Below are 21,766 nucleotides of genomic sequence, written 5' to 3' on the forward strand. Positions count from 1 at the left end.
TGTCTCCTGGATAGGTTATCGTTGAAGCCGCGCCGCGGCCTGTGCCGCGAGGCGGCGGGACGACGGCTCGCGCCGTCGCGGCGCGCCGTCGCAAAATCGAGCGGCGTCGAATGCGCGAGCCTCGACGCGCTCAATGAAACGTGAAGCCGCCGTCGACGTTCACCGCCTGCCCGGTCACGTTGTCCATCGTCGCGAAGAACACCGCGAGCCGGCCCATGTCCTCGGGCGTCTGCGCGCGGCCCTGCGGAATCAGCGTCAATTGATGGCGCTGCCACGACTCCTCGACCGTCTCGCCCGCCTGCTTCCATTCGTCGGACAGCCGCTCCCACATGTACGTGCGCACGATGCCGGGGCAGATCGCGTTGACGGTCACGCCGTCGCGCGCAAGCTCCTTCGCGAGCGCGTTCGTGAAGCCGACGACCGCGAACTTCGATGCGCTGTAGTGCGCGAGATTCGCAAAGCCCTCCTTGCCCGCGATCGACGCGACGTTGATGATCCGGCCGCGTCCTTGCGCCTTCAGATGCGGCAGCGCCGCGCGGCAGCCGAGGAACGTGCCCTTCGCGTTGACGTCCATCACGAAATCCCAGTCGCGCTCGGTGAGCTCTGCGACGGGCCGGATGCCGATCACGCCCGCGCAGTTGACGACGATGTCGAGCCCGCCGAGCGCGTCGAGCGCATGCGCGATCATCGCGTCGACCTGCGCCTGCTGCGTCACGTCGACCTCGAGCGCCGCCGCGCGCCGGCCGAGCGCGCGCACGTCGCGCGCGGTGGCGTCGAGCGCGTCGGCGAGCAGATCGGCGAGCAGGATGTCCGCGCCGGCCGCGGCGAGCGCGAGCGCGATGCCGCGGCCGATGCCGCGCGCGCCGCCCGTGACCACGGCGACCTGTCCTTCCAATGGTGTCGTCATGCTTCTTGTCTCCTTCTCGGTTGGAATCGTGGATGCGCCGCTCAGTCGGCGGCGGGATACGGAAATGCGTCGCCGGGATAGGCGTCGCCGAGCGCGCGATGCGACGCCGCATGGCGCAGCGTGCGCTCGACGTCGACCGTGAGCGGGCCGCGCCAGTCGAGCGCGATCTCGTAGCGCTCGCCGCGCGCGACTTCGATTTCGCGTTCGCCGTCGAACGCGAGCGTGCCTTGCTCGAGTTCGATCGGCGTCCACGCGTTCGCGTCGAGCCGCTCGCAGCCGCGCATCACGACGCGCTCGATCCGGCCGGGCGCGATCGGCGCGACGAGCGGCGTGCCGCCGCGCTCGCCGGGGCGCGCGAAGCGCATCGCGAGCCCGTGCGGCGCGCGCCGCTCGATCGGCGCCCACGCGCCGCCCAACGCGGACAGGCCGATGCCGTGCGGCTGCGCGAACGTCAGGTACAGCGCGTCGATGTCCTCCGGCGCCGAGATCGCGCGCGCGCCGATGAAGCGCTGCCGCGCCGCGCACACGTCGACGAGCGCGATCTCCTCGCGGCCGCGGTCCGGCCCCGCGACGCAGCGCACGACGAGCCGCTTGTTGCGCGCGAGCGCGACGTCGGGCGGCACCGCGCCCGTCGCGACGAGCGCGCCCGCGAGCCCCGCGACGGTCGCCTCGCGCAGATCGGGAAACGCGTTGTTCGTGCCGGTCGACAGCGTGAGCAGCGGCGTGTCGCCGCAATGCGCGGCCACCGCGCGATGCGTGCCGTCGCCGCCCAGCACCGCGATCAGCGCGACTTCGGCGCGGCGCATGTAGGCGGCGCCCGCATGCGTGTCCGCGACGCTGTCGGTGATCGGCAGATCGACGAATTCGACGGCGGGCCAGCGCGTGCGCCGCTCGACGGCCGCGTGCGTGTCGAGCGCGCGCAGGATCAGCGTCGCGATGCCCGTCTTGTCGCGCAGCGCGAGCACGCGCTCGACGCCGAGCGCGCCGAGGCCCGCGAACAGGCGCACGACCATGTTCGCCTTCTCGGCGGTCGGAAAAACCGACGCGTGCGTCGTGAGACGACGGATGTCGCGCCCCGACGCGGGGTTCGCAATCACGCCGACGGTAACGGGCGAGGTCACGGGCTTGTCTCCTGTTCGCAGCGTCAAGCGCGAACTGTTTTTCATCGGCGGTGCGGACGCACCGTGCTTGCCCGTGATCTCTGCAAGCGGCATGCCACATTGCGCAGCAGACCTGACGATCGGCGCGAGCGCGCCGCCGCGCGCGGCTTCGCGGCCGATCTGGCGATGCGCGCGCCGGGGGCGACTCATGCGACGCGTCTCGCCTCCACGTCCCTGCGACCGCTGCGACGCCTCGCCTCGACTGCCGCGCGCGGCCCGCCGCGCGGGCATCGGCGCGCGTCTCACGCGCGTGAGACGCGCGCTGAGACAATTGTCTCAACCGTTTGCCGTGCTGCAATGCAGGGTGATCGCGCGAACCGGATGTGCTACAAAACGTCGACATCCCTGCCGCGAAGAGTCAGCCGATCATGCCTTACGCCGCTTCCCAGACCCGGCACGCGGACCGCGTGCGCGGCGCGCTCGAAGGCCGCCTGCCCGCGCCCGCCGATTCGCCGCGCCTCGCGTCGTCCTGGCAGCGCTCGTTCGAGCGCTACCGGCTCGACCCCGCGTCGACGATCGGCCCGCGCGTGCTGACCGCGGCGGAGCTGCGCGAAGTGCGCGACAGGGAGGAGGCGTTCCTGCGCGCGTCCGGCCAGTGCCTGACGCGGCTGCACGAGATGATCCGCGTCGCCGACTACTGCGTGATGCTGACGGATGCGCACGGCGTGACGATCGACTACCGGATCGACCGCGAGCGGCGCGGCGACTTTCGCCACGCTGGGCTGCACATCGGCTCGTGCTGGTCCGAGAGCGAGGAAGGCACGTGCGGCGTCGCGAACGTGCTCGCCGATCTCGCGCCGATCACCGTGCACAAGACCGATCATTTCCGCGCGGCGTTCACGACGCTCACCTGCAGCGCGGCGCCCATCTTCGCGCCGACGGGCGAGCTGATCGGCGTGCTCGACGCGTCCGCCGTGCAGTCGCCCGACAACCGCGACAGCCAGCGGCTCGTCTTCCAGCTCGTGCGGCAGAGCGCGACGCTGATCGAGAACGGCTACTTCCTGCATCGCACCGCGCAGCACTCGGTGCTGTTCGGGCATCCGAGCCGCCATTTCGTCGAAGCGCAGCCGGAATGGCTGATCGCGTTCGACGAATGCGGCAACGTCGTCGCCGCGAATCGTCCGGCGCGCGACGCGCTGCCCGAGCTCGCCCATCCGCGCCACATCGACGAGATCTTCGACACGGTCGATCTGCCGTTGCGCGACGCGGGCCGCATCGATGCAGTCGTCGCGCTGCGGCTGCGCGCCACCGGCGCGACGCTGCACGCGCGCATCCGCGCGCCGCTCGCGCGCGCGCCGCGCGACGCGGGCCGCGCGGCGCACCGCGCACCCGATGCCGCCGCGCGCAGCGTCGGCGCGCTGACGCCGTTCCTGCGCAGCGCGGACCCGCGCATCGCGCGCCACGCGGAAGTCGCGCTGCGCGTCGCGAGCAGACGGCTGCCGATTCTCGTGCTCGGCGAGACGGGCGTGGGCAAGGAAGTGTTCGCGCGCGCGGTGCACGATGCGGGCGCGCGCCGCGCGCGGCCGTTCGTCGCCGTCAACTGCGGCGCGCTGCCCGAGGCGCTGATCGAAAGCGAGCTGTTCGGCTATGCGGCGGGCGCGTTCACCGGTGCGCGCCGCCAGGGCGCGCGCGGCAAGATCGCGCTCGCCGACGGCGGCACGCTGTTCCTCGACGAGATCGGCGACATGCCGCTCGCGCTGCAGACGCGCCTGCTGCGCGTGCTCGCGGATCGCGAAGTCGTGCCGCTCGGCAGCGACGCGCCGGTACGCGTCGACATCGACGTCATCTGCGCCACGCACCGCGATCTCGCGCGGATGGTCGCCGACGGCGGCTTTCGGGAAGATCTGTACTACCGGCTGAGCGGCGCGGTGTTCGAGCTGCCGCCGCTGCGCGAGCGCGCGGACATTCGCGAGATCGTCGATGCGGTGTTCGGCGAGGAAGCGCAGGCGGCAGGCCACGTGCTGACGCTCGACGCCGCGCTCGTCGAGCGGCTCCGCGCGTTCGCGTGGCCTGGCAACATCCGCCAGTTGCGCCACGCGCTGCGCTATGCGTGCGCGGTGTGCGACTCGGCGCGCGTCGAGCTGCGCCATCTGCCCGCCGGGCTCGCCGCGCAACTGGGCGACGCGGCGCCCGCGAACGCCGCGCACGGCGGCGCGGCCAGTGCAACCGGCGCAACCGACGAGCGCAGCCGCATCGTCGCCGTGCTCACCGCGCATCGCTGGCGGCCCGACGCGGCTGCGCGCGCACTCGGCATCTCGCGCGCGACGCTCTACCGGCGCATCGCGAAATACCGCATCGTCGCGCCGCATCGCGTGTGAGCGCGCCGCCCGCGCGCGAAGCCGCTGCACGCGACGGCTTCGTCACGCATGCGCGGCGTCGCGCTGCTCGAACACGTCGCGCGCGGCGAAGAGCGCATTGAGCGCGGCCGGAAAGCCCGCGTACAAGGCCATCTGCATGAACACCTCGACGATCTCGTCACGCGTGCAGCCGACGTTCAGCGCCGCCTCGATATGCACCTTCAGTTGCGGCTGCGCGTGGCCGAGCGTCGCGAGCGACGCGATCGTCGCGATCTCGCGCGACTTCAGGTCGAGCTGCGGCCGGCTGTAGATGTCGCCGAAACCGAACTCGACGAGCAGCCGCCCGAAGTCCGGCGCGATCGGCGCAAGCGCCGCGACGACGCGCTCGCCGACTTCGCCGTCGATTTCCTTCAGCGTGTTCCAGCCGCGCGCGTAGCGGTCTTCTGCGATTCGTGGTTCCATCGTTCGTCCTTGTCCGGTTGAGGTTGAGTCGTCTGCCCTGTCTGTCGAATCGCGTCGCGCTCGGCCCGCTCGTAATACGCGATCTTATCGACGATCGCGTCGAGGTTCGTCTGCAGCGCGTCGATCTGCGCACGCACCGCGTCGCGATGCGCGGCGAGGAGCGCGCGCCGCTCGCCGAACGTCGCATCGCCTTGCGCGCGCAGCTCGGCGAACGCCTGCATCCCGGCGATCGGCATCCCGGTCGCCTTCAGCCGCATCACGAAACGCAGCCAGTCGAGATCGGCGGGCGCGTACAGCCGGTGCCCCGCCGGCGTGCGCGAGATCGACCTCAGCAGACCGGCCTGCTCGTAATAGCGCAGCGTGTGCGTCGACACGCCGACGAGCGCGGCCACCTGGCCGATCGTCAAGGCGCGCGGGGACGTTGGCTTCGATGCGTTCGACATGACGTTCTCAAGGTTAGGACTTAGAGTGCACTCTAAGTCAAGCGCCGCGCGATGGCCAGCGTCCGGGTGGCCTGCGTCGCCGCTTCGCGCCGTCGCCCGGCCCGTTTTTCCGTCAAAGATGGTCAAAACCCGCCCGCACGCGACGCGGCAGCCTTTACAGTGTCGCCGTCGATGCGCAACACTGCCCCCGCTGTCTTAAAAAGGGCACGCATTTGTCCTATGCTTGAACGCGACGCCCGGCTCGCGCCGCGCGCCGGCGTTCGTTCCGACAGCCATTCATCCGTTCCATCAAAAGGGAGCTCCCGCCATGCTGAAAAAGCTGCTGATGCTGGTCGTCGCACTGTCGCTTTCGCTGACCGCCGCGCTCGCCGCCGCGGTCGAAGTCAACACCGCCGACCAGGCGGCGCTCGAATCGGTGAAGGGCCTCGGCCCGGTGAAGTCGAAGGCGATCATCGACGAGCGTGCGAAGAACGGCCCGTTCAAGGACGCCGACGATCTCGCGAGCCGCGTAAAGGGTCTCGGCGCGAAATCGGTCGCCAATCTCGAGGCGGCGGGCCTGACGATCGGCGGCTCGACGACGCCGCCGACGGGCGCGAAGGCGAAGACGAGCGCGGCGAAGCCGGCCGCGACCGCGACGACCGCGACGACCGCAGCACCCGCGCCGGCCCCGTCCGCGACGACGCCCGCCCCCGCCGCGACCACGCCGGCGACGGCGGCGAGCGCCCCGGCCGCGAAAAAGACCCGTTCGTCGAAGAAGAAGGACAAGGCCGCCGCCGCGGCGAGCGCCGCGGCAGAAGCGAGCGCGCCTGCCGCCGCGTCGTCGATGAAGGCGAAGGGCTCGAGGAAGAGCAAGAAGAACAAGGCGGCGACGCCCGCGTCCGCGGCATCGGGCGCATAAGTCGGGCGCCGCGCGTTGCGCGCGGCGTCTTCGTTCCACCGGCGCCGTTCGCGGCGCCGCCTCAACCTAGCAGGTGAATCATGGGTCTACTCGACATCGTTGGCGGTCTGATCGGCGGCCAAGGCGGCAATCAGAACGCGCTCGTCAGCGCCGCGCTGGAGTTCATCAACAACCAGCCGGGCGGCCTGAACGGCCTCATCGAAAAATTCAAGGCGGGCGGCGCGGGCGACGTCATCGGCTCGTGGGTCGGCACCGGCGAAAACCAGCCGATCTCGCCCGAGACGCTGCAGAACGTGCTCGGCTCGGATACGGTCGGCGCGCTCGCGCAAAAGATCGGCATCGATCCTCAGCAGGTGTCCGGCCTCCTCGCGCAGGTGCTGCCGCACGTCGTCAACGGCGCGACGCCGAACGGCGAAGTGCCGGCGAATGGCCAGCTCGACACGTCGAACGTGCTCGGCACGCTGTCGCAGCTCACGGGCCTGTTCGGCAACAAGCAGGCGTAACCGCACCGCGCCCCGCGATCGCGGCCGACCGCCGAAACGGCATACGCCGCCGATAAAAAAACACCCCGCTCGCGAGCGGGGTGTTTTGCTTTCACGGGCCGGAGCCGGCCGTGAGACCGGGCGCCGAACCGCCCAGCCGAGCCGCGGCGCTCAATGCACGACGCGCTCGAACATGAACCTGCCGTCCTGCACATCGACCGGAATCACGTCCTTCGGACCGAAGCGGCCCGCGAGGATGAGCTTCGCGACCGGGTTCTCGATCTCCTGCTGGATCGCGCGCTTGAGCGGCCGCGCGCCGAACAGCGGATCGTAGCCGACCTTGCCGATCTGCTCGAGCGCGGCCTCCGACACGTCGAGCGCCATGTCGAGCTTCGCGAGCCGGTCATGCAGGCGCGCGAGCTGGATTCTCGCGATCGCCTGGATGTTGCTGCGGTCGAGCGAGTGGAACACGACGACGTCGTCGATCCGGTTCAGGAACTCGGGGCGGAAGTGCTGCTTGACCTCGACCCACACCGCGTCCTTGATCTCTTCCTGCGACGCGCCCGACATCGACTGGATCAGTTGCGAGCCGAGGTTCGACGTCATCACGATCACCGTGTTCTTGAAGTCGACGGTGCGCCCCTGCCCGTCCGTCATCCGGCCGTCGTCGAGCACCTGCAGCAGCACGTTGAACACGTCCGGGTGCGCCTTCTCGATCTCGTCGAGCAGGATCACGCTGTACGGCTTGCGGCGCACGGCTTCGGTCAGATAGCCGCCTTCCTCGTAGCCGACGTAGCCGGGCGGCGCGCCGATCAGCCGCGCGACGCTGTGCTTCTCCATGAACTCGCTCATGTCGATGCGGATCAAGTGCTCTTCCGAATCGAACAGGAAACCGGCGAGCGCCTTGCACAATTCGGTCTTGCCGACGCCCGTCGGGCCGAGGAACAGGAACGAGCCGTACGGACGGTTCGGATCGGCGAGGCCCGCGCGCGAGCGGCGGATCGCGTCGGCGACCGCGTCGATCGCCTCGTTCTGGCCGACCACGCGCTCATGCAGCTTCTCTTCGATGTGCAGCAGCTTCTCGCGCTCGCCCTGCATCATCCGCGACACCGGAATACCCGTTGCACGCGACACGACCTCGGCGATTTCCTCCGCGCCGACCTGCGTGCGCAACAGGCGCGGCCGCGTCGGATTGTGCTGCTCGCTTTCCTCCGCCTGCGCGACCTGCTTCAGGCGCGCCTCGAGCTGCGGCAGCTTGCCGTACTGCAGCTCGGCGACCTTCTCGAGCTTGCCTTCGCGCTGCAGCCGCGCGATGTCGGCGCGCACCTTGTCGATCTCTTCCTTCAGTTGCGCGCTGCCCTGCACGGCCGCCTTCTCGGCCGTCCAGATCTCTTCGAGATCCGCGTACTCGCGCCCGAGCCGCTCGATTTCCTCCTCGATCAGCGCAAGACGCTTTTGCGACGCCTCGTCCTGCTCCTTCTTCACCGCTTCGCGCTCGATCTTCAACTGGATCAGACGGCGATCGAGCCGGTCCATTTCTTCGGGCTTCGAATCGATTTCCATCTTGATCCTGGACGCGGCCTCGTCGATCAGGTCGATCGCCTTGTCGGGCAGGAAGCGGTCGGTGATGTAGCGGTGCGACAGTTCCGCCGCGGCGACGATCGCCGGATCGGTGATCTCGACGCCGTGGTGCAGCTCGTACTTCTCCTGCAGCCCGCGCAGGATCGCGATCGTCGCCTCGACGCTCGGCTCGTCGACAAGCACCTTCTGGAAGCGGCGCTCGAGCGCGGCGTCCTTCTCGATGTACTTGCGGTATTCGTCGAGCGTGGTCGCGCCGATGCAGTGCAGCTCGCCGCGCGAGAGCGCCGGCTTGAGCATGTTGCCCGCATCCATCGCGCCTTCGGCCTTGCCCGCGCCCACCATCGTGTGGATCTCGTCGATGAAGACGATCGTGCGGCCTTCGTCCTTCGCGATGTCGTTGAGCACCGCCTTCAGGCGCTCCTCGAACTCGCCGCGATATTTCGCGCCGGCGAGCAGCGCCGCCATGTCGAGCGACAGCACGCGCTTGTTCTTCAGCGTCTCGGGCACTTCGCCGTTGACGATCCGCTGCGCGAGCCCTTCGACGATCGCGGTCTTGCCGACGCCCGGCTCGCCGATCAGCACCGGGTTGTTCTTCGTGCGGCGCTGCAGGATCTGGATCGAGCGGCGGATCTCGTCGTCGCGGCCGATCACCGGATCGAGCTTGCCCGCGCGCGCGCGCTCGGTCAGGTCGATCGTGTATTTCTTCAGCGCCTCGCGCTGGCTTTCGGCGTCCTGGCTGTGCACCTGCGAGCCGCCTCGCACGGCGGCGATCGCGGATTCGAGCGCGCGGCGGGTGAGCCCGTGCTGGCGCGCGAGACGGCCCGCGTCGCCCTTGTCGTCGGCCACGGCGAGCAGGAACATCTCGCTCGCGATGAACGTGTCGTTGAGCTTCTGCGCTTCCCTGTCGGCCTGGTTCAGCAGGCCCGCGAGCTCGCGGCCGACCTGGATGTCGCCGCCCGTGCCCGTCACCTGCGGCAGGCGCGAGATCGCTTCGTTGAGCGCGCCTTGCAGCGCCTGGATGTGCACGCCCGCGCGCGACAGCAGCGAGCGCGACGAACCGTCCTGCTGCGCGACGAGCGCGGCCAGCACGTGAACGGGTTCGATGTATTGGTTGTCGCGCCCGGCGGCAAGACTCTGCGCGTCCGAGAGCGCCTCCTGGAATTTGGTGGTGAGCTTGTCGATTCTCATGAATGAGACCTCCAATTTGCGAATAGCAACCAAATGAGGATGGTTATCCGCCTTTCAAGCCGGTTTTTTATTGAGGCACAGCAAAGGGACGCGTCACGCGAAACGCGTGGCGGCGATGGGAACGAAGCGCAGCGAGCGGCGCGGCCGGCGCACGCGAGGAGACCACCGGGAAAGCCGCCCACGCAGCGCGGGCGGCGCGTCTTCAGCCGACGATGGTCGCGGCCGCGCGGACGTCGGCCGTGGACACGATCCGCACCGGCGTGAGGCCGAGCAGCGTCGCGAGTTGGGACGCCGGCTGCGCGAGCTCGCCGATCGTATGCTTGTCGAGCTCCGCGAAGAACGCTTCGCGAGCCGCCACGAACACGCCCTTGAGCCGGCACACGGACTGGATCACGCAGTTGCGGTGCGATTCGGCTTCGCCCGCGAAGCAGCCGACGAGCGCGAAATCGTTTTCGGTCTTGCGCACGACTTCGCCGACGGTCAGCGTCGCGGACTGGGCGTTCAAACGCAAGCCGCCGTTGCGGCCGCGCACCGTCTCGATCCAACCAAGCTCGCCGAGCTGCTGCACCACTTTCATCAAATGGTTCTTCGAGATGCCGTAGGCATCCGAAATCTCCTGGATCGTCGACAGGCCCTCGCCTCGGACTGCGAGGAACAACATGACGCGCAAAGAGTAGTCGGTGTAGTCGGTTAGTCTCATTACGAAGTAGATGTTGTGTCAGTGCGACCGGCGCTCACGCAAACATCGCGCGTCTGCCATTGCCGATCGGACGGCCGCGTCATAAGATGCATGCCGTCAGCACTTTTATTGAGAGAGTGGCCGTTTAATATTGTGCGACAAAAACGCACCCACGTGCTGCCGTATTACCCGGCCCTTTTTAGATGACCCAAGCTTTTTCCGCCTCATCCGCCGCTGCGGCGCCGGCGCGCGACGCCGAACCGACGCCGGAGAACATCCGCGCGCTCGTCGACGCATTCTACGATCGCGTGCGCGACGATGCGCTCCTCGGCCCCGTGTTCGAAAGCAAGCTCGCCGGCCGCTGGGACCAGCACCTGCCGAAAATGGGCGAATTCTGGTCGAGCCTCGTGCTCGGCACGAAACGCTACCGCGGCAACGTGCAGGCCGCGCACCAGCCGCTCGACGGCCTCGAACCCGTCCACTTCAGCCGCTGGCTCGCGCTGTTCCTGAAGACCGTCGAGGCGCGCTACGAGCCCGCGGCGGCCGTGCGCTTCATGGAGCCCGCGCTGCGGATCGCGCAGAGCCTGCAACTGAGCCGCTTCGGCTGGGATTACCGGATTCCGGCCGAGCAGCAGGCGATTCTCGATCTGATCGCGCCGAAACGGCCGGCAGACGACGACGCGCACGCGCGCCAGCCGCGCGGCGAGCCGTTTCCGGCGAAGATCGTCGGCCGGACGGCGCACGACGATACGTAAGCGCGTGACTGCGCCGGGCGACCGGCGCTTCAGCGTCGAAATCAATGTACTCACGAACGCCCTGTTTCAAACGGCGCTCTCCCGCAGGCGTCGGCGACACCAAAATTGGCGAACGATCATTTGCCGAACGGTCCCGAACGCAGGAAACCTCACTATCCGCGCTTCTCGCTCCCCGCGTTCCCCGATTCGACGCCCCAACGCGCGAGCGCCGCGTCGTCGGCGCTGCGCGCGTCGACCCAGCGCTCGCCCGCAGGCGTCTTCTCCTTCTTCCAGAACGGCGCCTGCGTCTTCAGGTAATCCATCACGAACTCGCACGACTGGAACGCGTCGCCGCGATGCGCGGACACGGTCGCGACGAACACGATCTGATCGAGCGGACGGAGCTTGCCGACCCGGTGGACGATCGCGACGTCGATGCCCGGCCAGCGCGCGATCGCATCGTCCGCGATCGCGGCGAGCGCCTTCTCGGTCATCCCCGGATAGTGTTCGAGCTCGAGCGTGTCGACCTGCTCGCCTTCATTCAGATCGCGCACCGTGCCGACGAAGCACGCGACCGCGCCCACCCTTGGATTGCGCGCGCGCAGCGCCGCGATCTCGGCGCTCACGTCGAAATCGTCGGCCTGCACCCGTACCGTCGCCATCGCCGCCTCCTCAGCCGCCCGTCACGGGCGGGAAGAACGCCACCTCGCAGCCGTCGGTGATCCGCGTGCCGGCATCCGTCATCGTGTGGTTGCACGCCATCCGCAGCGCGCGCCCCTCGGCGAGCGTGTCCGCCCATGCGCCGCCGCGCGTGCGCAGCCACGCGCGCACGTCGCCCACCGTCGCGACGCCGTCCGGCACCGTCACTGTCTCGCTCGCGACGCCGAGCGCTTCGCGCACGCTCGCAAAAAACTTCAGTTCGATCTTCATCGTCACTACACCGCCCGGCTTCAGCCGAGCAATTCGGAAAAAGGAATGAAACGCACCGTCTCGCCCGCGCTGATCGCGTGGTTGGGCGGATTGTCGATCAGGCCGTCGCCCCATACCGTCGATGTCAGCACGGCCGAACTCTGGTTCGGAAACAGGTCGAGCCCGCCCGCCGCGTTCACGCGCGCGCGCAGGAATTCATTGCGGCGGTCGGCCTTGTTCTGCGTGAAGTCCGCGCGCAGCGACACCGCGCGCGGCGCGACCTGCGTCACGCCCGCGATCCGCAGCAGGAACGGCCGCACGAACAGCAGGAACGTGACGAAGCTCGACACCGGGTTGCCCGGCAGGCCGACGAAATACGCTTCGCCCGCGGCCGCCCTTCCCGCCGCGCCGTCTCGCCGGATCGCGCCGAACGCGAGCGGCTTGCCCGGCTTCATCGCGATCTGCCACAGCGCGAGCCGGCCTTCCGCCTCGACCGCGGGCTTCACGTGATCCTCGTCGCCCACCGATACGCCGCCGCTCGTCACGATCACGTCGTGCTCGCGCGCCGCCTCGCGCAGCGCCATGCGCGTCGCGTCGCGCCGATCCGGCACGATGCCGTAGTCGGTCACGTCGCAGCCGAGCCGCTCGAGCAGCCCGCGCAGCGTGAAGCGGTTCGAGTTGTAGATCGCGCCGGGCTTGAGCGGCTCGCCCGGCATCGTCAGCTCGTCGCCCGTGAAGAACACCGCGACCTTCACGCGCCGCGTGACCGCGAGCGACGCGCAGCCGACCGACGCGGCAAGCCCCATCGCCTGCGGCGTCATCCGCGTGCCGGCGGGCAGGATCACCGAGCCGCGGCGGATGTCCGCGCCCTGCGCGGTGATCCATTCGCCCGCCGTCGGCGTATGCAGGATGTCGATCTCGTCGCCCGCCTCCTCCGTCTGCTCCTGCATCACGACCGCGTCCGCGCCGGCCGGCACGGACGCGCCCGTGAAGATGCGCGCGGCCGTGCCCGGCGCGAGCGGCCCGGCCGGATGACCCGCGGGAATCCGCTGCGACACCGGCAGGCGCCGCTCGCCGCGCGTCAGGTCCGCGATCCGCACCGCGTAGCCGTCCATCGCGCTCGTGTTCATCGGCGGCACGTCGAGCGGCGACACCACGTCGGCCGCGAGCACGCGGTTGAGCGCATCGAGCGTCGGCACGGTTTCGGTTTCGGCTCCGGTTTCGGCGAGCGGGCGCGCCGCCGCGAGGAGCGCCGCCAGCGCATCGGCCGTCGACAGCATCGGCGCGCGCGGCGTCTGGGGATTGGGGTGGGACATCGTCGATTGATATGTTGACCGGATGGCGACATTGTAGCGACGCCTCCGCACGGATGTGGGCGACCGATCGCAGCGATGACCGCGCGCGGCGGATCGCGCATGCGCAATCGATCGCCTGAAAAGAAAAACAGCCCGATCAGCGTGTGCCGATCGAGCTGTTCGGCCCGGCCGCCCCGCTCGCCGATACGGCAGCGCGAGTCGGCACGGAATGGGTCTGACGATTGCACGTCGCGGCCTTTGCCGCTGGTCCCGCCGATCGGCCGATATCGCACCGCACGATGGCCATGCGGCGCAGCAGCGCGCGTCACGGCGTCGCACCCCGGTGACTTCGCGCAACGCGGCGACCGACAACGGCATCGCACGCGCCGCCCGCCGCATTCGCCGGCGCGTCACGCGCCCGTATGCGTGGCGATGAAGTCCTTCACCTGCTGAGCGTTCGCGCCGACGACCTCGAAGCGCTGCGGCAGCGCCTCGAGCCCGTCGAACGCGGCGGGCCGCGACGGCTCCCGCCCGAGCGCCTCGCGGATCGTCTCGCCGAACTTGATCGGCTGCGCGGTCTCGAGCACGACCATCGGCACGCCCGGCTGCAGATGCTCGCGCGCGACCTTCAGACCATCGGCCGTGTGCGTGTCGATCGTCGTGCCGTAGCGCCCGAACGCGTCGCGGATCGTCGCGAGCCGGTCCGCGTGCGTGCTGCGGCCCGACACGAAGCCGAACTCGGCGACGCGCGCGAAATCGCCGCTCGCCGCAAGATCGAAGCCGCCCTTTTGCTCGACGTCGCGAAACAACTGGACGACGCGCGCCGGATCGCGGCCGAGCAGGTCGAACACGAAGCGCTCGAAGTTCGACGCCTTCGAGATGTCCATGCTCGGGCTGCTCGTGTGATACGTGTCCTCGGCGCTGCGCACGCGGTACGCGCCCGTGCGGAAGAACTCGTCGAGCACGTCGTTCTCGTTCGTCGCGACGACGAGCTTCTCGATCGGCAGCCCCATCATGCGCGCGATGTGGCCCGCGCAGACGTTGCCGAAGTTACCCGACGGCACCGTGAACGACACGCGCTCGTCGTTGGACTGCGTCGCCGCGAAGTAGCCCTTGAAGTAGTAGACGACCTGCGCGACGACGCGCGCCCAGTTGATCGAATTGACCGTGCCGATCTTCTGCTGCGCCTTGAACGCGTGATCGTTCGACACGGCCTTCACGATGTCCTGGCAGTCGTCGAACACGCCCTGCACCGCGAGGTTGAAGATGTTCGGGTCCTGCAGGCTGTACATCTGCGCGGTCTGGAACGCGCTCATCTTCTGGTGCGGCGACAGCATGAACACGCGCACGCCCGCTTTGCCGCGCATCGCGTACTCGGCCGCGCTGCCCGTGTCGCCCGACGTCGCGCCGAGGATGTTCAGCGTTTCGCCGTGCCTCGCGAGCGTGTACTCGAACAGGTTGCCGAGCAACTGCATCGCCATGTCCTTGAACGCGAGCGTCGGGCCGTTCGACAGCTCGAGCAGCGCGACGGGCGCGCCGTGCTCGACGCCGAGCGTCGTGAGCGGCGTGATGTCGGCCGCGTTCCCGCCGTGGCGCGTGTGGCGGTAGACATCCGCCGTGTACGTGCGGCGCGTGATCGCGCGCAGGTCGTCGGCGGGAATGTCGTCGCAGAACTTCGACAGGATCTCGAACGCGAGATCCGCGTACGGCAGCGCGCGCCAGCGCGCGAGCTCGTCCGCGCTCACCCGCGGATACTCGCTCGGCAGATAGAGCCCGCCGTCCTTCGCGAGGCCGCCGAGCAGGATGTCGGAGAACGTGTGGCGCTCGCCGATGCCGGCGCCACGCGTGGAGATGTAATTCATGTCGTCCTCAGTTGAGCGCTTCCATGCGCAGCTTCGTGACCTTCGACACGACCGTCGCGAGCGATTCGATGCGCGCGATCGCCGCGTTGACGTTCTTCTCGATCGTCTCGTGCGTGATCAGGATGATGTCGGTCTCGCCGTTCGCGTCGTCGACCTGCTCCGACTCCTTCTGCAGCAGCGCGTCGATCGAGATGCCCGATTCGGCGAGAATGCGCGTGATGTCGGCGAGCACGCCCGTCTGGTCGGCGACGCGCAGGCGCAGGTAATAGCCGCTCGTCACCTCTTCGATCGGCAGGATCGGCGTGTTCGACAGGCTGTCCGGCTGGAACGCGAGGTGCGGCACGCGGTGCTCGGGGTCCGCCGTGTGCAGGCGCGTGACGTCGACGAGATCGGCGACGACGGCCGACGCCGTCGGCTCCGCGCCCGCGCCCTTGCCGTAGTACAGCGTCGTGCCGACCGCGTCGCCATGCACGACGACCGCGTTCATCGCGCCCTCGACGTTCGCGAGCAGGCGCTTCGCGGGAATCAGCGTCGGGTGCACGCGCAGCTCGATGCCGCGCTCGGTGCGGCGCGTGATGCCGAGCAGCTTGATCCGGTAGCCGAGCTCTTCCGCGTAGCGGATGTCGGTCGCGGCGAGCTTGCTGATCCCTTCGACGTACGCGCGCTCGAACTGCACCGGCACGCCGAACGCGATCGCGCTCATGATCGTCGCCTTGTGCGCGGCGTCGACGCCCTCGATGTCGAAGGTCGGATCGGCTTCCGCGTAGCCGAGCTCCTGCGCGGCCTTGAGCGCCGTCGCGAAATCGAGGCCGCGGTCGCGCATCTCCGACAGGATGTAGTTCGTCGTGCCGTTGATGATGCCCGCGATGTACTGGATCCGGTTCGCGGTCAGCCCCTCGCGCAGCGCCTTGATGATCGGAATGCCGCCCGCGACGGCCGCCTCGAACGCCACCATCACGCCCTTCTCGCGCGCCGCCTCGAAGATCTCGGTGCCGTGCACGGCGAGCAGCGCCTTGTTCGCGGTCACGACGTGCTTGCCGTTGGCGATCGCGCGCAGCACGAGCTCGCGCGCGATGCCGGTGCCGCCAATCATCTCCGCGACGATCGCGATCGACGGATCGTCGACGACCGCGTTGAAATCGTCGCCGATCGACACGCCGCCCGCGTCGCCGTCGAGCGCGGCGAGCGCCTTCGCGGGATTGCGCACCGCGACGCGCGCGATCTCGATGCCGCGCCCGGCGCGCCGCTTGATTTCTTCCTGGTTGCGGCGCAGCACCTTGAAGGTGCCGCCGCCCACCGTGCCGAAGCCCAACAGGCCTACTTTGATCGGTTCCATGCTGCGTGTGGTCTATTGAATGAAAAAGATGGGACGCGCCCGGTCAGACCGCGTTGCGCTTCCGGTAGCCATCGAGGAAGCGCGCGATCCGCTCGATCGAATCGGTCAGGTCGTCGACGTTCGGCAGGAACACGACACGGAAGTGATCCGGCGTCGGCCAGTTGAAGCCCGTGCCCTGCACGAGCAGCACGCGCTCCCGGAGCAGCAGCTCGAGGATGAACTGCTGGTCGTTGTCGATCGGATAGAGCTTCGGGTCGAGGCGCGGGAACATGTAGAGCGCCGCTTCCGGCTTCACGCACGACACGCCGGGAATCGACGTCAGCATGTCGTACGCGAGCTCGCGCTGCTTGTACAGGCGCCCGCTCGGCATGATCAGCTCGTTGATGCTCTGATAGCCGCCGAGCGCGGTCTGGATCGCGTACTGGCCGGGCACGTTCGCGCAGAGGCGCATCGACGACAGGATGCCGAGCCCCTCCAGGTAATCGTGCGCGCGGCGGCGGTTCCCGGCCGTGAGCCCCGCGACCGACATCCAGCCCGCGCGATAGCCGCACGACCGGTAGCTCTTCGACAGGCTGTTGAACGTGACGGTGATCACGTCCTCCGCGAGCGACGCGAGCGCCGTGTGCGACTTGCCGTCGTAGACGATCTTGTCGTAGACCTCGTCGGCGAAGATGACGAGCCCGTGCTCGCGCGCGATCGCGATCAGCTCGACGAGCAATTCGTCCGAATAGAGCGCGCCCGTCGGGTTGTTCGGGTTGATCACGACGAGCGCCTTCGTGTTCGGCGTGATCTTGCGGCGAATGTCGTCGGGATCGGGCATCCAGCGGTTCGACTCGTCGCAGACGTAGTGCACGGGCGTGCCGCCCGACAGGCTCACGGCCGCCGTCCAGAGCGGGTAATCGGGCGCGGGCAGCAGCACCTCGTCGCCGTCGTTCAGGAGCGCCTGCGTCGCCATCACGATGAGTTCGGACGCGCCGTTGCCGACGTAGATGTCGTCGAGCTCGACGCCCTGCACGCCCTTTTGCTGCGTGTAGTGCATGATCGCCTTGCGCGCGGCGAACACGCCTTTCGAATCCGAATAGCCGGACGACGTCGGCAGGTTGCGGATCATGTCCTGGATGATCTCGTCCGGCGCGTCGAATCCAAACGGGGCCAGATTGCCGATGTTCAGCTTGATGATGCGGTGCCCCTCGTCCTCGAGGCGCTTCGCGTGCTCGAGCACGGGGCCGCGGATGTCGTAGCAGACATTGAGCAGCTTGTTCGACTTCTGAATCGGTTTCACGGCGGACACGTTCCTGGGTAATGCCTGCGGGCCTGGGGGCGGGGATCAAAACTGGAGAGCGGCCGGTAGCGCGCTGTCTAGGAATGGCTTCATGCGGCTGACGGGCGCGGCTTGTGGCGGCGCGCGACAGAAACGCCGCCCGGGAGCGGCTAAAAAGTTATAATTTAGCGGATTTTGGCCGACTTTCGCAATGCACCAACCCGGCCGCGGCCTTCGCGCGGCAGTGTCCGCCACGACGGCCGCACGCATCGCGGCAGGCGGCCCGTCCCGTTCGGGGCCGGATTGCCGAGCGGCGCGGCCGCTGTTCCGGCCCTTTTCGACACCGCGGAAGACCGATTTGAAATTACATCAGGACCCGAGCAACGCGCTCAATACCGTCACCGGCTACGGCCCCGATTATGTCGACATCAATCTGCAGCGCCACGAGACGAGCGTGATCGTGCTGCCGGGCGCGCCCGTCGCCGAATGGCCCGTCGCATCGTTCGACGCGCTCACGCCCGAGCTCTTCGCGATGCTGCTCGAGCCGCAGCCCGAGGTCGTGATCTTCGGCAGCGGCGCGAGACTGCGTTTCCCGCACCCGCGCCTGACCGCGCAGCTCACTGCGCAGCGGATCGGCGTCGAGACGATGGATTTCCAGGCCGCCTGCCGCACGTACAACATCCTGATGGCCGAAGGCCGGAAGGTCGCCGCGGCGCTGCTGATCGAACGTTAAGCGAGCGTTAAGCCGCACCGCGCTAAAACCCCCGGCGGCGCTTGCGTCTGTGCTTGTGCCCGTGTTTGCCCCTGTTTCGCACCGCACCCCACTCGCCGCGGACGACAGCCGCAACCCGACCGAATCTGACAAACTCGATACGAACCCTATGAACGATACGCCGACCAGGCTACCGCTCGATCGCGCCGCGCCCATGACGCTGAGCCGCGCCACGCTCCTCTTTCTCGTCGCGGCGCTCGCCGTGATCTGGTTCGCGCCGCTCGGCCTGCGCCATCTGATCCCGAGCGACGAAGGCCGCTACGCCGAAATGGCCCGCGAGATGTTCGCCACGGGCGACTGGATCACGCCGCGCTACAACGGCTACAAGTATTTCGAGAAGCCGCCGCTGCAGACCTGGCTCAACGCGCTCACGTTCGCGTGGTTCGGCGTCGGCGAATGGCAGGCGCGCCTGTACACGGCGCTCGCGAGCTTCGCGGGCGTCCTCTTCGCCGGCTACACCGGCGCGCGCGTGTTCAACCCGCGCGCGGGCTTCTTCGCGGCGCTCGTGCTCGCGAGCTCGCCGTACTGGAACCTGATGGGCCACTTCAACGCGCTCGACATGGGACTGTCGCTGTGGATGACGATCACGCTCTGCGCCCTCCTCCTCGCACAGCGGCCCGGCATCGGCAAGCGCGCCGAGCGCGGCTGGATGTGGCTCTGCTGGGCATCGATGGCGCTCGCCGTGCTGTCGAAGGGCCTCGTCGGCCTGATCCTGCCGGGCGCCGTGCTCGTCCTCTACACGCTCGCGTCGCGCGACTGGGCGCTGTGGAAGCGCCTCCACCTCGCGAGCGGCCTCGTCGTCTTCTTCGCGATCGCGACGCCGTGGTTCGTGCTCGTGCAGTCGCGCAACCCCGAATTCTTCAACTTCTTCTTCATCGTCCAGCAGTTCCGGCGCTACCTGACGCCCGAGCAGAACCGCCCCGGCGCGTTCTACTACTTCGTGCCGGTGCTCATCGTCGGCTTCCTGCCGTGGCTGTCCGTGAGCGTGCAGAGCGTGCGCCACGCGCTGCGCATCCCGCGCCAGCCGAACGGCTTCGCGCCGATGCTCGTGCTGGCTACATGGAGCGCGTTCATCTTCCTGTTCTTCAGCGCGTCGCACTCGAAGCTGATCTCGTACGTGCTGCCCGTCGCGCCCGCGCTCGCGCTGATGATCGGCGCGTATCTGCCGCTCGTGCCGCGCGAGCGGTTCCGCCGCCATCTGTTCGGCTACCTGGTGTTCCTCGTCGCCGCCGCGTTCGGCGCGCTCTTCCTCGCGCGCCTGGGCGACGCGCGCACGCCGAATGCGCAATACCTGGCGTTCCAGAAGTGGGTGTACGCGGCGCTCGCCGCCGCGTTCGCGCTCACGCTCGTCGCCGTGTGGCTCAATCGCCGGGGCCGCGCGGGCATCGCCGCGGCGGCCGTCGCGTTCGGCGCCGGGTGGCTCCTCCTCGGCACGATCGGCGGCACCGGGCACGACGCGTTCGGCCGCTACAGCTCGGGCGCGCTCCTCGCGCCCGCGATCCGCGCGGAACTCGCGAAGCTGCCGCCCGACACGCCGTTCTATTCGGTCGACACGCTCGACCACACGCTGCCGTTCTACGTCGGCCACACGATGATCATGGTCGAGCGCAAGGACGAACTCGCGTTCGGCATCTCGGTCGAGCCCGACAAGTGGGTTCCGACCGTCGCCGAATGGGAACAACGCTGGCGCGCCGATCGCTACGCGCTCGCGCTGATGTCGCCCGACCGCTACAGGCAGTTGTCGGAAGCGGGCCTGCCGATGCGCGTCGTCGCGCGCGACAACCGGCGCGTCGTCGTCGAGAAGCCGCAATCCTGAGCCGCGAGGGACCCGAACCGATGAATCCCGTCTCTCTCTTCTGCATCGTCACGGGCGTGATGCTGAACGCCTGCGCGCAACTGCTGCTGAAAGCCGGCGTGCGCGCCGTTGGACACTTCGAATTCACCCGTGCGAACATTGTGCCCATCGGCTTCAAGATCGCGACCCAATTGCCGATCATCGGCGGCCTCGGCTGCTACGTGCTCTCGGTGGTCGTGTGGATCGTCGGGCTGTCCCGGGTCGACGTGTCGGTCGCGTATCCGATGCTCTCGCTCGGCTACGTCGTCAATGCGTTCGCCGCGTGGTACCTGTTCGGCGAGGTGCTGTCGGTGCAGCGCCTCGTGGGCATCGGCATCATCCTGATCGGCGTGTTCGTGCTCGCGCGCAGTTGACGCGCCCGCACCCGGCCCGCGCGCTCGACGCGCACCGGCCGCGCCGACAAAAAGTGACGCACCCGTTCCGGCGGACAGTGTCAAATGCGCGTGTCGGGCGGCGCCCGATTCCTTTCACACGACAACGAGCGAAGCTTACATGAGCCAGACTTCCGTTCCTTTCCTGCCGTTCGTCAAACCCGAGATCGACGAGGAAACCATTCAGGGCGTGGCCGACGTGCTGCGCTCCGGCTGGATCACGACCGGCCCGCAGTGCCAGCGCTTCGAGGCCGCGCTGTCCGAATACTGCGGCGGGCGCCCCGTGCGCGTGTTCAACTCGGGCACGGCGACGCTCGAGATCGGCCTGCGGATCGCGGGCGCAGGCCCCGGCGACGAAGTGATCACGACGCCGGCGTCATGGGTCGCGACGAGTAACGTGATCCTCGAAACGGGCGCGACGCCCGTGTTCGTCGACATCGATCCCGCCACGCGCAACCTCGATCTCGACCTCGTCGAAAAGGCGATCACGCCGCGCACGAAGGCGATCATCCCTGTGTACCTGGCGGGCCTGCCCGTCGACATGGACCGCCTCTACGCGATCGCGCGCGCACACGAGCTGCGCGTGATCGAGGACGCCGCGCAGGCGCTCGGCTCGACGTGGCGCGGCCAGCGCATCGGCGCGATCGGCGACATCGTGTCGTTCAGCTTCCATCCGAACAAGAACATCACGTCGATCGAAGGCGGCGCGCTCGTGCTCAACGACGAAGCCGAGGCGACGCTCGCGCAGAAGTACCGCCTGCAGGGGATCACGCGCACGGGCCTCGACGGGATGGACTGCGACGTGCTCGGCGGCAAGTACAATCTGACCGACGTCGCCGCGCGCGTTGGCTGGGGCCAGCTCGCGCATCTCGAGCGTTTCAACGCGACGCGCCGCGGGCTCGCCCGCCGCTACTTCGACGCGTTCGCGAGCGGGCCCGCGCTCGCGCTCGGCGTCGGGCTGCCTGTCGCGGACTTCGAGCACGGCAACTGGCACATGTTCCAGATCACGCTGCCGCTCGAGAAACTGTCGATCTCGCGCGGCGAGTTCATGGAGCAGTTGAAGCAGCGCGGCATCGGCTCGGGCGTCCATTACCCGGCCATTCATCTTTTCACGCTGTACCGCGCGCGCGGCTTCACGGAGGGCATGTTCCCCCACGCCGAGCGCTTCGGCGCGTCGACCGTCACGCTGCCGCTCTTCACGCAGATGAGCGATGCGGACGTGCAACGGGTCGTCGACGCCGTCAACCAGATTTGCGAACAATACGGAAAATAAG

General features: G+C 68.6%; 20 protein-coding genes. 8 read left to right on the forward strand and 12 right to left on the reverse strand.

The genetic code is table 11. The annotated features are described in order from the left end of the window. Positions 1 to 130 precede the first annotated feature (130 nt). Positions 131 to 907 carry an SDR family oxidoreductase gene (locus WS92_RS21115; RefSeq protein ID WP_015600476.1) on the reverse strand — a complete coding sequence of 259 codons (777 nt, stop codon included), beginning with the start codon at positions 905 to 907 and terminating at the stop codon, positions 131 to 133. 41 nt (positions 908 to 948) lie between these two features. Next, positions 949 to 2,028, reverse strand: a complete 1,080-nt coding sequence (locus WS92_RS21120; protein ID WP_015601388.1) for an ATP-NAD kinase family protein — start codon at positions 2,026 to 2,028, stop codon at positions 949 to 951. Positions 2,029 to 2,435: 407 nt separating this feature from the next. Here WS92_RS21120 and WS92_RS21125 point away from each other — a divergent pair, with 407 nt between their 5' ends. Then, the gene (locus WS92_RS21125) at positions 2,436 to 4,385 is read left to right on the forward strand and encodes a sigma-54-dependent Fis family transcriptional regulator (RefSeq protein WP_059934697.1); all 1,950 of its coding nucleotides are present in this window, start codon (positions 2,436 to 2,438) and stop codon (positions 4,383 to 4,385) included. A 42-nt stretch (positions 4,386 to 4,427) separates the two neighbouring features. On the opposite strand, the gene WS92_RS21130 is transcribed toward WS92_RS21125, so the two are convergent. Together WS92_RS21130 and WS92_RS21135 are read right to left on the reverse strand one after the other, a co-directional pair. After that, positions 4,428 to 4,826, reverse strand: coding sequence for a carboxymuconolactone decarboxylase family protein (locus WS92_RS21130; RefSeq protein WP_009912093.1), 399 nt, complete (start codon positions 4,824 to 4,826; stop codon positions 4,428 to 4,430). After that, positions 4,775 to 5,269, reverse strand: a complete 495-nt coding sequence (locus WS92_RS21135) for a MerR family transcriptional regulator (RefSeq protein WP_015602183.1) — start codon at positions 5,267 to 5,269, stop codon at positions 4,775 to 4,777. Before WS92_RS21135 ends, WS92_RS21130 begins: the two co-directional genes overlap by 52 nt. A 307-nt stretch (positions 5,270 to 5,576) precedes the next feature. Between WS92_RS21135 and WS92_RS21140 the strand changes: the two genes are divergently transcribed. Further along, positions 5,577 to 6,167 (forward strand): ComEA family DNA-binding protein, encoded by a 591-nt coding sequence (locus tag WS92_RS21140; RefSeq protein WP_059934655.1) that lies wholly within the window; start codon positions 5,577 to 5,579, stop codon positions 6,165 to 6,167. Positions 6,168 to 6,247: 80 nt separating this feature from the next. Then, on the forward strand, positions 6,248 to 6,670 hold the full coding sequence (locus tag WS92_RS21145; protein WP_015601739.1) for a YidB family protein: 423 nt from the start codon (positions 6,248 to 6,250) through the stop codon (positions 6,668 to 6,670). Between the two features lie 150 nt (positions 6,671 to 6,820). Here WS92_RS21145 and clpB read toward each other — a convergent pair whose 3' ends face one another. Both clpB and WS92_RS21155 read right to left on the reverse strand, forming a co-directional pair. After that, positions 6,821 to 9,418 (reverse strand): ATP-dependent chaperone ClpB, encoded by a 2,598-nt coding sequence (gene clpB / locus WS92_RS21150; protein WP_015600325.1) that lies wholly within the window; start codon positions 9,416 to 9,418, stop codon positions 6,821 to 6,823. A 202-nt stretch (positions 9,419 to 9,620) separates the two neighbouring features. After that, the gene (locus WS92_RS21155) at positions 9,621 to 10,118 is read right to left on the reverse strand and encodes an Rrf2 family transcriptional regulator (RefSeq protein ID WP_059934654.1); all 498 of its coding nucleotides are present in this window, start codon (positions 10,116 to 10,118) and stop codon (positions 9,621 to 9,623) included. Between the two features lie 182 nt (positions 10,119 to 10,300). Here WS92_RS21155 and WS92_RS21160 point away from each other — a divergent pair, with 182 nt between their 5' ends. Continuing rightward, positions 10,301 to 10,852 (forward strand): group III truncated hemoglobin, encoded by a 552-nt coding sequence (locus tag WS92_RS21160; protein ID WP_006026224.1) that lies wholly within the window; start codon positions 10,301 to 10,303, stop codon positions 10,850 to 10,852. A 152-nt stretch (positions 10,853 to 11,004) separates the two neighbouring features. Here the strand turns inward: WS92_RS21160 and moaE are convergent, their stop codons facing one another. The 6 genes from moaE to WS92_RS21190 form a co-directional block, all read right to left on the reverse strand. Beyond that, the gene (gene moaE / locus WS92_RS21165) at positions 11,005 to 11,493 is read right to left on the reverse strand and encodes a molybdopterin synthase catalytic subunit MoaE (protein ID WP_015601148.1); all 489 of its coding nucleotides are present in this window, start codon (positions 11,491 to 11,493) and stop codon (positions 11,005 to 11,007) included. A gap of 10 nt (positions 11,494 to 11,503) precedes the next feature. Then, the gene (gene moaD / locus WS92_RS21170; RefSeq protein WP_009912081.1) at positions 11,504 to 11,761 is read right to left on the reverse strand and encodes a molybdopterin converting factor subunit 1; all 258 of its coding nucleotides are present in this window, start codon (positions 11,759 to 11,761) and stop codon (positions 11,504 to 11,506) included. A 20-nt stretch (positions 11,762 to 11,781) separates the two neighbouring features. Then, positions 11,782 to 13,020: a molybdopterin molybdotransferase MoeA gene (gene glp / locus WS92_RS21175; protein WP_006026221.1), complete on the reverse strand. Its 1,239-nt coding sequence runs from the start codon at positions 13,018 to 13,020 to the stop codon at positions 11,782 to 11,784. A gap of 425 nt (positions 13,021 to 13,445) precedes the next feature. Beyond that, positions 13,446 to 14,897: a threonine synthase gene (gene thrC / locus WS92_RS21180; protein ID WP_059934653.1), complete on the reverse strand. Its 1,452-nt coding sequence runs from the start codon at positions 14,895 to 14,897 to the stop codon at positions 13,446 to 13,448. 7 nt (positions 14,898 to 14,904) lie between these two features. Next, positions 14,905 to 16,233, reverse strand: a complete 1,329-nt coding sequence (locus tag WS92_RS21185; protein ID WP_015601717.1) for a homoserine dehydrogenase — start codon at positions 16,231 to 16,233, stop codon at positions 14,905 to 14,907. A gap of 43 nt (positions 16,234 to 16,276) precedes the next feature. Continuing rightward, positions 16,277 to 17,515: a pyridoxal phosphate-dependent aminotransferase gene (locus WS92_RS21190; protein ID WP_059934696.1), complete on the reverse strand. Its 1,239-nt coding sequence runs from the start codon at positions 17,513 to 17,515 to the stop codon at positions 16,277 to 16,279. Between the two features lie 337 nt (positions 17,516 to 17,852). On the opposite strand from WS92_RS21190, the gene WS92_RS21195 reads away from it, so the two are divergent. The 4 genes from WS92_RS21195 (at position 17,853) to WS92_RS21210 (ending at position 21,765) form a co-directional block, all read left to right on the forward strand. Then, entirely contained in the window at positions 17,853 to 18,227 is a 375-nt protein-coding gene (locus tag WS92_RS21195) for an Mth938-like domain-containing protein (protein WP_006026217.1), read from the forward strand. Between the two features lie 148 nt (positions 18,228 to 18,375). Next, entirely contained in the window at positions 18,376 to 20,082 is a 1,707-nt protein-coding gene (locus WS92_RS21200) for a glycosyltransferase family 39 protein (protein WP_059934652.1), read from the forward strand. Between the two features lie 20 nt (positions 20,083 to 20,102). Then, positions 20,103 to 20,474, forward strand: a complete 372-nt coding sequence (locus tag WS92_RS21205; protein ID WP_004192320.1) for an SMR family transporter — start codon at positions 20,103 to 20,105, stop codon at positions 20,472 to 20,474. Positions 20,475 to 20,613: 139 nt separating this feature from the next. Continuing rightward, positions 20,614 to 21,765 (forward strand): DegT/DnrJ/EryC1/StrS family aminotransferase, encoded by a 1,152-nt coding sequence (locus WS92_RS21210; RefSeq protein WP_006026215.1) that lies wholly within the window; start codon positions 20,614 to 20,616, stop codon positions 21,763 to 21,765. Position 21,766: the final 1 nt, after the last annotated feature.

It is taken from the genome of Burkholderia sp. MSMB1588 (genome assembly GCF_001546925.1).
Classification (GTDB): Bacteria; Pseudomonadota; Gammaproteobacteria; order Burkholderiales; family Burkholderiaceae; genus Burkholderia; species Burkholderia humptydooensis.